This window comes from Neisseria sp. N95_16, assembly GCF_002551535.2.
GTDB classification, from domain to species: domain Bacteria; phylum Pseudomonadota; class Gammaproteobacteria; order Burkholderiales; family Neisseriaceae; genus Neisseria; species Neisseria brasiliensis.
In genome coordinates this window covers 45,469-59,224 of record NZ_PDBT02000002.1, presented here as the reverse complement: position 1 = coordinate 59,224, position 13,756 = coordinate 45,469, and the positions used below count along the sequence as shown (strand labels likewise).

Here is a 13,756-nt window from a genome sequence, read left to right as displayed (position 1 = left end):
CTTTTATTATCCGCAATTCAGATCACAAAGTCGCCAAAAAATCCGGTAAAGCAGACAAATCCGGCAAAATCGTCAAATGCGGGCTGGTGCGCAGTTTTTCTTCCGTATGCGCGCCGGTGGTGACCGCAATTGCCGGCGCGCCTGCGTTGGCGGCCATGTCCAAATCATGGGTGGTGTCACCAATAACCACGGTTTCAGACGGCATCAAACCGAGCTCGTCACATAATTTCAACACCATGTCCGGCGCGGGTTTCGACGGCTGTTCGCTGGCGCAGGTGGTGGCCAGCCAAAAGTCGGCGGTGCCGGTTTGGGCGATGGAATTGTCCAAGCCCGTGCGGCCTTTGCCGGTGGCTACGGCCAGCCAATAGTCTTGTGCTTTCAATGTTTCCAAGCAGGGGATGGCATCGGGGAACAGGGTCATGTTGCGGTTGTTTGGGTTTAAGTGATGCGCGGCATAGGTTTCCATGATTTCTTCCTGCTGGCGCAAGTTCAAATCCGGTGCAAGATGGCGCACGATGGTCGGCAGGTTGTAGCCGATAAGTGGACGGATCTGGTCGGCTTCAGGCGCGGCGTGGCCGTTTACGGTAAAACTTTCCTGCACGGTGGCGATAATCGGCAGGGTGGTGTCGGCCAGCGTGCCGTCCCAGTCGAAAATAACGAGTTTTGGTTTCATAATCGGTTCCTTTGTATTTTCAGACGGCCATGAAATCATGGGCAACAAGCATTTAAGGGATGGTGCAGAATGTTCAAGGCCGTCTGAAAAACCAATCCCATTTACTTATATTTTGGTACCGCGCGGCCATATAAACGGCCCAACAAATGGCATAACCGGCAGCATAATCAGGTCGCCGACAATGGCAAATGGCGTCAGAATAATCGTCGAGGTAAGACCTGTAGCAGTTAGCCCGACGTCACCTTTTTGGCTTTCAACACGGACGACTACCGGCGTTTCAAAACGATATTCAGAAGGCAGAGGGGTCTTCATGGCGTATATTTTCCCTTGGGTGCCGTTATAGCAGCGAGGTAAAGCAGTTTTTGCTGTTGTGTGGCAGGGGTGGTGGCAAGCTTGAAGCCTAATTGGGTCAATACTGCCGTTTCGCGTTTTTTCAATGCTGGATTGGTGTTCGGTTCAAAACGGTAAGCCAGACAGATACGCTCCTTGCCATCAACATGATCAGAATAGGCTGAAAAGGTATCAGGGTTTGAGATGTATGAGTATATCCCTAATTTTTTTGGGCGGTTTTCGCGATTGACCACTTCAAACTGTTTGCTCAATTCTGTTGTCCGTAAGACTTTGACCATCTCGTTGTCGGGCGTAATGTCGGTCACATAGGGCTTTTTTTTCGCGAGCATCACCAAGCGATTGGGCGGCAGGTTTTTGCTGTCGGGTTTGGTGAAGCCGAAAGAATAGATGTTTTCATCTGTGATGACGGTTTCAGGCACCGCGTCGATGTTGTCCAATGCGCGGCTGGTTAAGTGGCAGCCGGAAAGGGCAAATGTGGCCAATACAGCGACCGATAGCTTGGATAATGTGGATTTTTTCATGATGCGTCTCCTTTGTCGTGTTTGTTTTGTTCAGACGGCCTGATGCTGATTGTCCAACATCACGATAAATTGCGTCAATTCTTGCGGCAATTCGGCTTTTAAAACCAGCTTTTCGCCCGTGAGCGGATGGTCTAAATGCAGCTCGGAAGCGTGCAGAAACATGCGCTTGAGACCGAGCTTTTGCAGGCGTTTGTTGGCTTGGTAGTCGCCGTAGCGTTCGTCACCGGCGATGGGGCTGTGTTGCGACTGCATGTGCACGCGGATTTGGTGGGTGCGGCCGGTTTTGAGCGTGGCTTCAACCAAGGTCAGCGCAGACAGGCCGACTTGGTGCAGCAGGCCGTCTGAATAGCGTTTGAGCACGCGGAAAATGGTGTGTGCCGATTGGCCGTCGTCACTCACGCGCACCATTTTTTCGCCTTGTGCGCCGGTATATTTGAATAATGGCAGTTTGACGTGGAAACGGTCGTTGTTCAGACGGCCTACACCCAGTGCCAGATAGATTTTTTTCGGATGGTCGTTGCGGATCATTTCGTGCAGTTTCACCAAGGCGCTGCGTTTTTTGGCAATCATGAGCAGGCCGCTGGTGTCTTTATCAAGGCGGTGCACCAGTTCCAGATATTTGGCTTCGGGGCGGGCTTGGCGGATTTGTTCGATCACGCCGAAGCTCACGCCGCTGCCGCCGTGTACCGCCACGCCGGAGGGTTTGTTGATGACCAACAAGGCATCGTCTTCATACACAATCTCAAATTCGCGCGCAGGGGCGGCGGTTGTGTTTTCAGACGGCCTTTGTTTTTCGGCAATGCGGATGGGTGGAATGCGCAAAATTTGGCCGGCTGCGATGCGGGTGTCGGGTTTACAGCGCTTTTTATCCAGCCGCACTTCACCGGCGCGGATAATGCGGTGAATATGGCTTTTCGGCACGCCCTTGAGAATTTTTATCAGATAGTTATCAAGACGTTGGCCTGCTTCGTGTTCGGTAAGGGTGATTTGGCTGACTGAATCTTTGCGTATTGGGTGCATTTTCTCTATAATCCAAACATTCGTTTTCACCGTTTTGTAAACGGGCGCGCGGCATGAAGTTGCAGCCGACGCTGCCGCAGGGAAAATCCCTTTCGGAAAACGGATTTACTGTTAAAAATAGATTTTATATTAAAAACGCACTCTACAAAGCATTTCCTTCTGTTTATGCACAGCCAGTAAACGGAAGAGCGTAATTAAGTTTGAATTGATTTGCCCATCTCACAGAGCATAAGACGAACGGATTTTCAGGGTTTTACCCCGCCGCGCAGCAATCTGAAGAATAACAACAGGCAAACGATGAAGAAGATGACGGCTACCTGATTTATGCGGCTTGATGATGTTCAACCCGCGCTTGATTTTAGGCCTGACATACTGAAAAGATGGTATACAGGCGGCGGTATCTTTTATTTTGCGATACCGAATTGTTCTTTATGACCTTCTTTATCCGAACCCGACCGCACATGACCGTATTTTTTCAGACGGCATGAAACCTTGCGGAAATTCAACTCAAAAACTGATTACATCAGGACAAACAACCTGCTTACCGAGTTTTCAAATAAGCAGCGTGTCCCGCCTCGTGAGTGCCAGCCGGCTGCGTGAGGCCGTCTGAAAAGACGGTGCAGCCCAACGAGGTTACTATCATGAAACGTATGTTATTTAATGCAACGCAAGCCGAAGAGCTGCGCGTTGCGATTGTCGATGGCCAAAATCTGTTGGATTTGGACATCGAAACACTGGGCAAAGAACAGCGTAAGGGCAACATCTACAAAGGTGTGATTACCCGCATCGAGCCGTCGTTGGAAGCGTGTTTCGTGGATTACGGAACCGACCGACACGGCTTTTTGCCGTTTAAAGAAGTGTCGCGTTCGTATTTCCAAGATTACGAAGGCGGTCGCGCCCGCATTCAAGACGTGCTCAAAGAGGGCATGGAAGTCATCGTGCAGGTGGAAAAAGACGAGCGCGGCAACAAAGGTGCAGCCCTGACCACGTTCATCAGCTTGGCCGGACGCTATTTGGTGCTGATGCCGAATAACCCGCGCGGTGGCGGTGTATCGCGCCGTATCGAAGGCGAAGAGCGCGCCGAACTGAAAGCCGCTATGGCCGAATTGGACGTGCCGCGTGGCATGAGCCTGATTGCGCGCACCGCCGGTATCGGCCGCAGCGTGGAAGAATTGCAGTGGGACTTTGATTACCTGCTGAAACTGTGGCGCGCCATTGAAGAAGCGGGCGAAGCGCATAAAGATCCGTATTTGCTGTTTATGGAAAGCTCGCTGCTGATTCGTGCCATCCGCGATTACTACCGCCCCGACATCGGCGAGATTTTGGTCGACAATCAAGAAGTGCACGACCAAGTGTCTGAATTCATGAGCTATGTGATGCCGAACAACGTAGGCCGTCTGAAACTTTACGAAGACCACACGCCTTTGTTCTCGCGTTTCCAAATCGAACACCAAATCGAAAGCGCGTTCTCACGCAGCGTCAGCCTGCCGAGCGGCGGTGCGATTGTGATTGACCACACCGAAGCGCTGGTGTCGATTGACGTCAACTCCGCCCGCGCCACACGCGGTGCCGACATCGAAGACACAGCCTTCAAAACCAATATGGAAGCGGCCGAAGAAGTGGCACGCCAAATGCGTTTGCGCGACTTGGGCGGTTTGGTGGTCATCGACTTCATCGACATGGAAAACCCGAAACATCAACGCGATGTCGAAAACGTGTTGCGTGACGCGCTGAAAAAAGACCGCGCCCGTGTGCAAATGGGCAAATTGTCGCGCTTTGGTCTGCTTGAATTGAGCCGCCAGCGTTTGAAACCGGCTTTGGGCGAAAGCAGCCATGTGGCTTGCCCGCGTTGTGCTGGTACCGGCGTGATTCGCGGCATCGAATCGACCGCGCTGCACGTGTTGCGTATCATTCAAGAAGAAGCCATGAAAGACAACACCGGCGAGGTGCATGCACAAGTGCCGGTGGATGTGGCGACCTTCCTGCTGAACGAAAAACGCGCCGAGCTGTTTGGCTTGGAAGAGCGTTTGGATGTATCTGTATTACTGATTCCAAACATTCATCTGGAAAATCCGCACTACGAAATCAGCCGCATCCGCACCGATGATGTGGAAGAAGACGGCGAGCCGAGCTACAAACGCGTGGCCGAGCCAGCAGAAGACGAAAACGCCAAACCGTTTGGCAGCGAGCGCGCCAAAGCCGCCCGCCCTGAGCCTGCGGTCAAAGGCGTGCAGCACACTCAACCTGCGCCGACCGTAGCCGAGCAAAAGCCGGCCACTTGGTGGGACAACTTCAAAGCGTGGTTGGGCAAAATCTTCGGTGGCGAAACGACCCCTGCCGAGCCTGAAAAACCGGCGGAAGAAAAAGCCGAAAAACGCCAAGCGAACGGCAACCGCAACGGCAACAACAACCGCCGTCAGCAAAACCGCCGCCAAAATCCGCGCCGCAACAAGCGTGACGGCAGCAAGGTAGAAGTGCAAGAAGTCAGCGCCGAAGCCAAAGAAGCCAAAGCCGTTGACAGCAAAGCCGACAACAAGGCCGAAGCTAAAACGGAAGGCAAGGACAACAACCGCAATCGCCGCGAGCGCAACCGTTCGAATAAAGAAGAACGCAACCAAGCCGCTGCTCCAGTTGCCGCTCTGACCGATATGCCGTCTGAAACTGCCGAGCAAGCTGCACCGGCTGCCAACAAACGCAGTCGAAACAACCGCAATGCCAACAAAAACGTAGCCGTTGAAGCTGCAGCAGAAAACGCCGTGGTTGAAAATGCTGCTGTAGAAAACGTGGCAGAGGTTGCTGAAGCTGCACTGTCAACAGAAAAGCAGCCGCGTGAGCGCAACAACCGCAACCAACGCGACCGCAACAACAATCGCAATCTAATAGCTCTTAAGACGCTGTACAAGTTCAAACCTAATAGCTCTTAGAAACGCTGTACAAGTTCAAACCTAATAGCTCTTAGGAACGCTGTACAGGCCAAATCTAATAGCCTATAGGGATTAGGTTCAAGTTCAAACCTAATAGCTCTTAGAAACGCTGTACAGGCTATTAACTAATACCTAAGCCTAATAGCTCTTAGAAACGCTGTACAGGCTATTAACTAATACCTAAGCCTTAATGCTCTTAGAAACGCTGTACAGGCTAAACCTAATAGCTCTTAGGAACGCTGTACAAGTTCAAACCTAATAGCCTATAGGGATTAGTCTTCAATCCACACGGAACACGGTTCACGCTCGAACCGTGACAATATTTCATATTCGGTTTCGACCATGCTGCAGACAATAACCTGTTCAGGCTTTGAACAGGCTGTTAGACCAATTCCAATTCCAATTCCAATTCCAATTACGATTAGAATCAATTTCAATTTCAATTTCAAATTCGATTTCAAACTCATGATTTTCCCTAAAAATAAGCCCTAGGAAGTTATCCCTAGGGGGTTATATGTCTTAATCTTTAGAACGCAGGATTTAAGCCCTATGACGCTGTAAACGCGTATTAACGCCTAGGAGTTAGGAGCTAGGAGCTAGGAGCTAGGAGCTAGGAGCTAGGAGCTAGGAGCTAGGAGCTAGGAGCTAGGAGCTAGAAACTAGGAGCTAGAAACTAGGAGCTAGGAACTATGACGCTGTAAACGCGCATTAATGCCTAGGAACTAACAAGCAAAAAGAAAGCCCTAGGACTCAAATCCTAGGGCTTTATTTACACGGTTAGGCGTGTTCTTCAAGAGCTGCCAAGGCTAAAGGCTTGAAGGTAGCAAACCTAATCTTTAACTCAGGTTCTGTTATATTTGGGCTGTTACACAGGTCCAAGTTAATCATTATATCCACCAATTTCATGTAGGCTGAATTATACGCCAAATGATTTGAGAGAGGGGTTACACCTAACTGCTTCGCTTCTGCCCACAATTCAGCCCGTAGGGCCTTTTCTAGGGCTTGAATCTTGTGATACAAGTCTTGAGCTTCTTGTTTTAATTCCTGCATTTTATTCCTTTCGGGTTTGGTTATAGGGATATTTCAATATTACCCTTACCAAATCCAAAAGGCAAACGCCCGTAGGCGTGATACTCACGAACAGCAACGTAGAACTTACGACGCTGTTCAGCGTCCTTGATTGTAGCCGTGAACGGGTACAAATCTTGTACCGATTTTGGTGACGATTTATAAAAGACTGCAAACGTATCCCGTTCACCAGCTTCCTTTTTCGCCCAATTTAGGGCTTGATTCCAAAGGCGTTTAAATGCCGGATTATACAGACGGTAATTGTTCAGCTCGGCAAGGTAGTCGTTTTGATTAGGTACTGTCAGGCCTAATCTCTTGAATGGGCAATGCTTTGTTCCCTTGACTAAGGAAACCGCTCGGCGTGTTGAAATAAACTTAATCATAATCATTCTCATTTGGTGGGTTGCAAAGGAGCAGGGGAAATCCCCCGCTCTTGTTTTATTCGCCTAAAGATTTCTCATCATCTACCAAGTTTTGGTAGAATTTGATATACTTTTCTAAATTTTCACGCATCATGAGGTCTGCTGAAGTTACCTTGTCTAAGCGGTTTAAAACCGTCTTTAGACTGCTAACCATTTTTTCAAACTCACCTTTAGGCGGTCTGGTTACTTTTTCCGCTTCGAACGGGTTAATCAAGGTTTCGACTAAATTGATGCCGTCTTGGTTCATTTTAGACGATTTGATTGCAAAACCCTTGTCAGCTCGCCAAAGGGTGTTAGCTTTACGGCCGTCGGCCGTTTTTGCTGAAAGCAACGTTTTGAGTGTTACCTCATCGAGACGGGTAAAGCCTTCTGTAACAACCGCTTGCCAGTCTTCAGGGCGGTCTAACAACGCTTCTATTAAAGACGCTTTAAACGCTTCAAACAGCTCGCGACGCTTCTGCTTACGTTGCGCCATCAGCTCTTGTGCAGATTCAGCGATGATTGTTAATGCGTTTGCGGTGTTGACAAATTTTTCAGCGTATAACATAATATATTCACCTTTCAAAAAAAAAGTGTTAGTAAAAATCATGCGAAGGCATCGGTGTGCCTAACATGAGTGAAAAAAATATCACCCTAAACATTTCATCAAGAATGTTTAGGGTGATATTATCGCCCACCTTTAGAGAGCTAAAGGTTACATTACTCCTATAAAGTTCGCACTCTCTCAACGCGCTGACTCGGGAAACTTTACCCGCGCTGTTTTTCCCGCGTAAAACACGGGCAGGCATCGGACAAAGTCATCATGGCGTGATGCCCTTGTCAGGCGTGTATTGAAATATGCGAACTGTTAAAGAGCAAAAGCATGGAACAATTATAACTCAATGAATTGTTAACTTGCGTTAACATTGAGTAAAGCAATGTAAGGGATGGACTCCCTTGCCTTGCCTTGTTTCCATGTATGTATAATACGGCATTACGACTTTCTAAGCAAGAAAAGTATCAGCAATAAAATCAATGACTTAGGAAATAATTTACAAGTCATTGATTCTATTGCTAATAACCTATGGCCTAAGCTGTAGGTTATTATTCCTTTGTCATATGACCTGTAGCCTGTGACGTATATACATTTTTCTGACGTGTAGGCCTGCGCGTTATATAGGTCCCTCTCTAAAAATTTTAGATTTCTCCAATCTTTTTCCATGTCTCATGACATTGACCCACTACCCAAGTCCCTGTATAATAGTCCTAGAACCTAAGACCTAGGACTTACATCTCATGCCCAAACCATTAAAACTTAGTGAAGCGGTCGAACGACTCCGGCTTAAATTCCCCGATATAGAACTTGTGACCTACAGCGGGGCAAGTAAACCTTGCGTCATCCGCTGTAAGACCCACGGCATACAAACTGTGTCCTCGTACTCAGAAATCATGCGTTCGGTAGCAGGGTGCCCGGAATGCGGCACGCTGCACCGACATAAGCAAGCAGGGTATAGGTTTAAGCAAAGGGCAGTAGAATATGAGATGTTGAAAAAGCGAGTCGTGCAATTAGAGGCTGCCCTCGTAAAGCACGGTATCGAATTACCAAGAGTGGATAAGGATTGACAGATGGCTTACACATTTGAACAGGCGCAAGAGCAGCTGACACAAACATTTCCTGATTCAGGGTTTGAGTTGGTAGATTTCCGAGGTATTGCAGAAAAAGTCACCATCCGCTGCCCAAAGCATGGCGAACAGACTGTAGCCAGATTGTCGAACTTACTGAGGTCAGAGAAAGGTTGCCCGGCTTGCGGTGTAGAAAATAAAAAACAGGCTACCATTACCAGAAATAAAAATGACCAAGCCTTTTTAAAATCCTTGCGTGTTCTGGTCGAGGAAAACGCAGACGCGGAAAGTTTCAAAGAAGCCGCCATCCAGTACTTAGGTAACAAGGATAAGCCCAAACGAAGAAGGAGAAAGGCCGCACAACCTGAGATTCGGGTCGTGCATGATGAAGCCTTGGCCGACCGTCTTGTGGCTGAGCGCGTGAGACTTGATTTTTCCAGACAGGAAATTGCAGATAGGTTGGCAATCGAGAAACCGCTGCTTATGGCATATGAAACCGCTACGGAGCTGCTGCCTTCTAATCTTTTGGCTCAGATGGCAGGTTATGGTTACAACATCGATTACATTTTGACCGGTAAAAAGTCCTCGGTGGGGGTGGATCAACCTTTAAGCTCTGTTGCCCAGTCGCTGCAAGGGGATAGTAACAGTCAGGTAGGTGGTGATGTAACGGCGAATCACTACTGACGGAACCGTTTAACTGATAAGGATGTAGGAAATGGCAAAGCTTAAAGTGACGTTTGAAGAAGCGCAGGCGAGATTGGACAATAAATTCCCCGATTCCGGTATTAAACTGTTGACATTTGACGGAATGGATAGGGGTTGTGAACTGGAGCATCCTGAAATCGGGCAGTGTGGATTTACCCGATTTACGTCTGTGCTGGCTTACAGCAGTACGCAGGACTTGCTGTATGCGATGAAGCGTAAGGTGGTGAGGGCGCGAAAGGCTGAGCGTGAGGCAGAGTTGAGAGAAGGACCCCAATTGATGCTGCATTCGCGCAATGAGCCACTGAATGAAGATGATTACGTCGGCTTGAGGTTCTATAAGGATATTAGATTCGCGGCAGGTAGTGGGGCATTTGAGCAGGACGATTATAACGGCTACTATTTGCCATTTGGTAAATCAACGCTGTACCGCGCCGGTGTGAAGGCTTCTAAGGCGGTATGTTTTACGGTGCAGGGTAACAGTATGTGCCCGGCGATGCCTGACGGTACGACTATTGGGGTCGATTTAGATAGCAAAGTGGTGAAGGATGGTCAGGTTTATGCGTTTGTACAGGACGATTTGTTGCGGGTGAAGGTTATCCAAGTGATGCCGGGGCAGCAATTCAGGCTGTATAGTTATAACTCGGTTGAGTATCCTGCTGAAGTGGTCGAGATGTCGGAAATTGATATTGTGGGTAAGGTCTTTTGGTGGAGTGTACTGGTTTGAGTTATCGGGATAATGGGCTTCGGCCTATTATTTCTGTGATTTATCGGCTGTATAACGCGAAGATGCAGCGAGCGTCTAGAAGAAAATTGCTGGAAATGTGTTAAATAAAAATAGGGTGTTTAGCTCAATTGGTTAGAGCAGGGGACTCATAATCCCTTGGTTGTCGGTTCAAGTCCGGCGACACCCACCAAGCGGATATAACTCAAGTGGTAGAGTACCTGCCTTCCAAGCAGGATGTTGCGAGTTCGAGCCTCGTTGTCCGCTCCAAATAAATAAAAAGGGTTGCCTCAGGCAACCCTTTTTTGCTATCGAACTTTAAATGATGAGAAGAACGGAGGTAAAGCAATCCGGCCTTGCGGCAGGTGATGCACCATTTGCGATGCGATGTAGCAGTAGAGTAACGAGTGATGGTAGTGGTCGTTGCCTGAGGTTTTGACCCATGTATAGGAATCAGGTTCGGCGTTGTCGCCATCGCCGGTGAATACGCCGTAGTTGGAGGCTGTACGCTTCATATCCTTTAAGTGGGTGCGGAAGGTCTCCATCTCACTGTTGCGGACGATACCGATGGACCCGTTTCGGATTTCCGACATGAGGGTGTTTAAGGCCACGTTGCGGTTGACGTTGACTTGACGGACATCGAGCAGGGTTTTCTGCTTGTCTTCTTCACGGTCGATGACTTTGAATGCCTCTAAGTTCTTTGAGGTGACGTACACGGAGCCGTATAGATTGTAGATAGATTGCTGCAGTCGGTGAATGGTCTCTACGTAAGGCTGGCTGTCGGCAACGATGGTGGTCGGACGGTACTGCAAGATGTAACGCTGCAGCTCTTCCTCTAATACGGTGTAGTGGATGGTGTGTAGGCCGATGACGGTCATGCGGCCTTGTCCGTCTGTTATCGCTACGGTGAGGTGGCAGACGGTACCCATATCCAAGCCGAATACTTTGAAGCCTTGCAAGGGTTGCTGTCCGACCGATTCCATAATATCTAAGTCTCGGTCGTTGATACCTGTGTCCTCGTCCTCCATGGTTTGACCTAGGTGGTAGTTGACGAAGTTGACTTTGCGGCCAAAACGGGTGGACCAGAGAACTAAGTCGGACATGGAGATGATTTCAGGTGCGTCGGTCGGGTTGATTTGGAAGCCTTCGCCGTCAAAACCTGCGTCCATTGGGTTTTCACAGACCCAACTGCGGTTTTCGATACTTAAATCCGCCGGTTTGTGGCAGTGTGGGCAAAATAAAGTAGCTTCGCGCCAGCGGATTGAGCCGAGGTCGTTCTTAGTAATGGCCAATAAGTCGCCGTCGTAGTCGGGAATACGGACGTGCTGCAGGTAGTCCGGCAGGAACCAGTTGTTACAGTGGGTGCATTTGCAGTAGCTGTAATGGCGTTTGGTCGCGTTAAATTGGGCATCGATGCCGAAATTGGGCACGGTAGGGGTTGAGACGTAGTTCCACCAGCGGTATTTTGAGGCTGTCAGGCGGGATTGAAGTTTTTCTACGTTTTCAATGACAGAGAAATCTAACTCGTCTACGACAATAGCGTCTGCAGGTGTCGAGATTACACCCGCATCTGTATTGGTACCACCTAGGTACAAGAGGCTGTTACCCATTTGTTTGACGCTGGCGTTGTCCAAATTCTTGTTGATTTTGGCTTTAACGTATTCCGAGCCTTGGATTAGGGGGTCGACACGGGTCTTCATGACGCGTTGGGCGAACACGGCTGAAGGCAGGGTGTGGATGATTTTGAATCCGTCAATGATGTCCATTAGTGCCAGATTACGCATCAGCATGAGTTCGGAGATACCAACTTGAGAACATTTCTTCACGGCAATCAAAGGAGCTGTAGACTCTAGGATACGCTCCTGATATTCACGGCCTTTGAAAGAGACCTTACGGCCTCCCAACATAATGTTTTTTTGAATCCATGCGGCGACTTGTTCGATGGAGTAGTCCCCCAGTGCGCCGGATTTGATTCGGTTGTAAGAATCTAATAGGTTAATCATTTTGTGCTTTCCATTTCCATCGCTTTTTGCCGCAGTCGTAAATTCTAAACCAGTTGTTACGGGCGCAGTTTTCTTCTTCGGTCAGATTTGGGTCGTAATTGCTGAAACGTGTCTTCAATCTGCTGTGTTGGAAGTTGGCTTTGTGCAGTCGTTTGACCTTTACTTCGTCCACATAGGTGTAGTCTACGTTTAATTCCTTCTCTTTAACGAATCCGAGTGTTTCATATAACTTGCCGGTAAAGAGGTGGTTCCACGAGAAGCTGACCACTTCTTTGGGGTTATGCTGGCGGATGAAGTGCTTAAACAGTTTGCTGGCTCCGCCGGTGACAGCTTCTCGGCTGGCGAACCTCACCAATTCCCATAAATCCTCTTGGTAAGGGTTTTTCCTGTTGCTGGTCTTGGTTGAGAACGACATACAGGCAACTAACTCGTCTTCATGCCACAGGCCATAAGATACTTCAGGCGGAACGTAGCAGCCTTGGATGTGGTACTGCTCATAGAAGGCTACAGCTTCGGTAGGGTTAACAAGTCGGACTGTACAATTTCGACCATAGATACGACGACTGCTGCCTAGGGTATGACGTAACAGGTTTTTTACTGCACTGTTTCGGTGCCACCACTCGTCTTCATGGATAAATAATACCCGTTTGCCGTACTTTTCCGCTAACTTTAAGCGTTCAAGGTGCTGGTATTTATCCTGATTGAATTGGGTTGAGTGCCAGCGTAGGCCGTTGTACTCAATGTGTAACTTCAATTCGGGGATGTAGCCGTCAGACCGCCAACGACGGTCATCGGTTTGACCAATTCGGACTTCCCTTTTCAAATCAGGTCTCAAACTTTGGATAAAGTCCAACATCTCGTCACAGCTTCGACTTTTACCGTGCAGAACTTTGGCGCAGATAGGGCAACCGTGTCCGTCCAAGTGGTCGTTAGGACGCTGGTAAAACGAACCGTGGTACTGACAAATTATCTCAACGGGTGATTTATTCTGGACGTAATCTACAAGTCTGTAATCATATTTCTTACCATGTAGTGCTTGAGACTTAGCAATGAAGTCACTGGTATCACTTCTTCGGGCATTGGTTATCTTTATATGGGCGCAGCGTGGGCACCCCTGACCTGAGTAATGTTGTGTCAGGACTTGCTGAAATACGCCGTGAGTTGGGCAGATAATGTCCACTTTGGCACTTGCGCCTTTTGTGAAATCAGTCCGGCTGTAGTCATACCGGTCGCCATGTACTTTGACGCAGCGGTCTAACAGTTCGTCAGGTGTTTGTCGATGATAATCTGCTACTCTTAATTTGGCACACTGTGGGCAACCTTGTCCTGCTAGGTGTTTATCGGGGGCTTTCATGAACGACCCGTGCTGTGGGCAAATAATCTCTACTTTTTGAGAGTTATTCACATAAACTACCTTTGAGTAATCATACTTTGTACCATGTACTTCACGGGCCTCTGCAATAAACTGTTCAGTGGTTTTTGCACGTTGAGCTCTAATTTTGTTGCCTTTGCATTTAGGGCAACCTTGCCCTTTCATATGTAATCCTGCTTGCTGGAGAAACTCACCATGTTCGGGACAGATGATGACAACTTTGTCTTGGCGGTGCGTGTAATTGCTCTTGGAATAATCATATAGACCGTTGTGGACGCGGTTCGCCTTTTGGATGAATTCTTCGGTTGTTAAGCTTTTACCCATGTTGGTATCCTTATTAGTACACTAACTGATAGCAGGATAACACTATACAT

At 48.5% G+C, this 13,756-nt stretch carries 12 protein-coding genes, 2 tRNA genes and 1 pseudogene; 6 read left to right on the top strand and 9 right to left on the bottom strand.

From position 1 onward, the window contains the following. Positions 1-22: 22 nt before the first annotated feature. From CRG49_RS00715 to CRG49_RS00700, 4 genes are all read right to left on the bottom strand, one after another. On the bottom strand, positions 23-676 hold the full coding sequence (locus CRG49_RS00715) for an HAD-IA family hydrolase (protein WP_195690083.1): 654 nt from the start codon (positions 674-676) through the stop codon (positions 23-25). 102 nt (positions 677-778) lie between these two features. Continuing rightward, the gene (locus CRG49_RS00710; protein ID WP_095503020.1) at positions 779-985 is read right to left on the bottom strand and encodes a hypothetical protein; all 207 of its coding nucleotides are present in this window, start codon (positions 983-985) and stop codon (positions 779-781) included. After that, positions 982-1,545, bottom strand: coding sequence for a hypothetical protein (locus tag CRG49_RS00705; RefSeq protein ID WP_095503021.1), 564 nt, complete (start codon positions 1,543-1,545; stop codon positions 982-984). The genes CRG49_RS00710 and CRG49_RS00705 overlap by 4 nt, the downstream gene beginning before the upstream one ends. 30 nt (positions 1,546-1,575) lie before the next feature. Next, positions 1,576-2,565 carry an RluA family pseudouridine synthase gene (locus CRG49_RS00700; protein ID WP_095503022.1) on the bottom strand — a complete coding sequence of 330 codons (990 nt, stop codon included), beginning with the start codon at positions 2,563-2,565 and terminating at the stop codon, positions 1,576-1,578. 641 nt (positions 2,566-3,206) lie between these two features. On the opposite strand from CRG49_RS00700, the pseudogene CRG49_RS00695 reads away from it, so the two are divergent. Next, positions 3,207-5,166: pseudogene (locus CRG49_RS00695) on the top strand (ribonuclease E/G); the annotation flags it as partial. A 1,100-nt stretch (positions 5,167-6,266) separates the two neighbouring features. Here the strand turns inward: CRG49_RS00695 and CRG49_RS00690 are convergent. The 3 genes from CRG49_RS00690 to CRG49_RS00680 are packed head-to-tail and all read right to left on the bottom strand — an operon-like array spanning position 6,267 to position 7,526. Next, positions 6,267-6,539 (bottom strand): hypothetical protein, encoded by a 273-nt coding sequence (locus CRG49_RS00690; RefSeq protein WP_095502960.1) that lies wholly within the window; start codon positions 6,537-6,539, stop codon positions 6,267-6,269. A gap of 20 nt (positions 6,540-6,559) precedes the next feature. After that, on the bottom strand, positions 6,560-6,940 hold the full coding sequence (locus CRG49_RS00685; RefSeq protein WP_095502961.1) for a hypothetical protein: 381 nt from the start codon (positions 6,938-6,940) through the stop codon (positions 6,560-6,562). A 55-nt stretch (positions 6,941-6,995) separates the two neighbouring features. After that, positions 6,996-7,526: a hypothetical protein gene (locus CRG49_RS00680; RefSeq protein ID WP_157807886.1), complete on the bottom strand. Its 531-nt coding sequence runs from the start codon at positions 7,524-7,526 to the stop codon at positions 6,996-6,998. 728 nt (positions 7,527-8,254) lie between these two features. Between CRG49_RS00680 and CRG49_RS13790 the strand changes: the two genes are divergently transcribed. The 5 genes from CRG49_RS13790 to CRG49_RS00655 all read left to right on the top strand — a co-directional run bounded on the left by CRG49_RS13790 (position 8,255) and on the right by CRG49_RS00655 (position 10,277). Beyond that, on the top strand, positions 8,255-8,581 hold the full coding sequence (locus CRG49_RS13790; protein ID WP_095502963.1) for a DUF723 domain-containing protein: 327 nt from the start codon (positions 8,255-8,257) through the stop codon (positions 8,579-8,581). A 3-nt stretch (positions 8,582-8,584) separates the two neighbouring features. After that, positions 8,585-9,265 carry a DUF723 domain-containing protein gene (locus CRG49_RS00670; RefSeq protein WP_095502964.1) on the top strand — a complete coding sequence of 227 codons (681 nt, stop codon included), beginning with the start codon at positions 8,585-8,587 and terminating at the stop codon, positions 9,263-9,265. Between the two features lie 31 nt (positions 9,266-9,296). Continuing rightward, positions 9,297-10,010: a S24 family peptidase gene (locus CRG49_RS00665; RefSeq protein ID WP_095502965.1), complete on the top strand. Its 714-nt coding sequence runs from the start codon at positions 9,297-9,299 to the stop codon at positions 10,008-10,010. Between the two features lie 113 nt (positions 10,011-10,123). Then, positions 10,124-10,200, top strand: a tRNA-Ile gene (locus tag CRG49_RS00660). A 1-nt stretch (position 10,201) separates the two neighbouring features. Beyond that, positions 10,202-10,277 (top strand) — tRNA-Gly (locus CRG49_RS00655). A 38-nt stretch (positions 10,278-10,315) separates the two neighbouring features. Here the strand turns inward: CRG49_RS00655 and CRG49_RS00650 are convergent. Both CRG49_RS00650 and CRG49_RS00645 read right to left on the bottom strand, forming a co-directional pair. Beyond that, positions 10,316-11,914: a phage terminase large subunit family protein gene (locus CRG49_RS00650; protein WP_255408362.1), complete on the bottom strand. Its 1,599-nt coding sequence runs from the start codon at positions 11,912-11,914 to the stop codon at positions 10,316-10,318. A gap of 88 nt (positions 11,915-12,002) precedes the next feature. Beyond that, positions 12,003-13,706, bottom strand: coding sequence for a hypothetical protein (locus CRG49_RS00645; RefSeq protein ID WP_095502967.1), 1,704 nt, complete (start codon positions 13,704-13,706; stop codon positions 12,003-12,005). Positions 13,707-13,756: the final 50 nt, after the last annotated feature.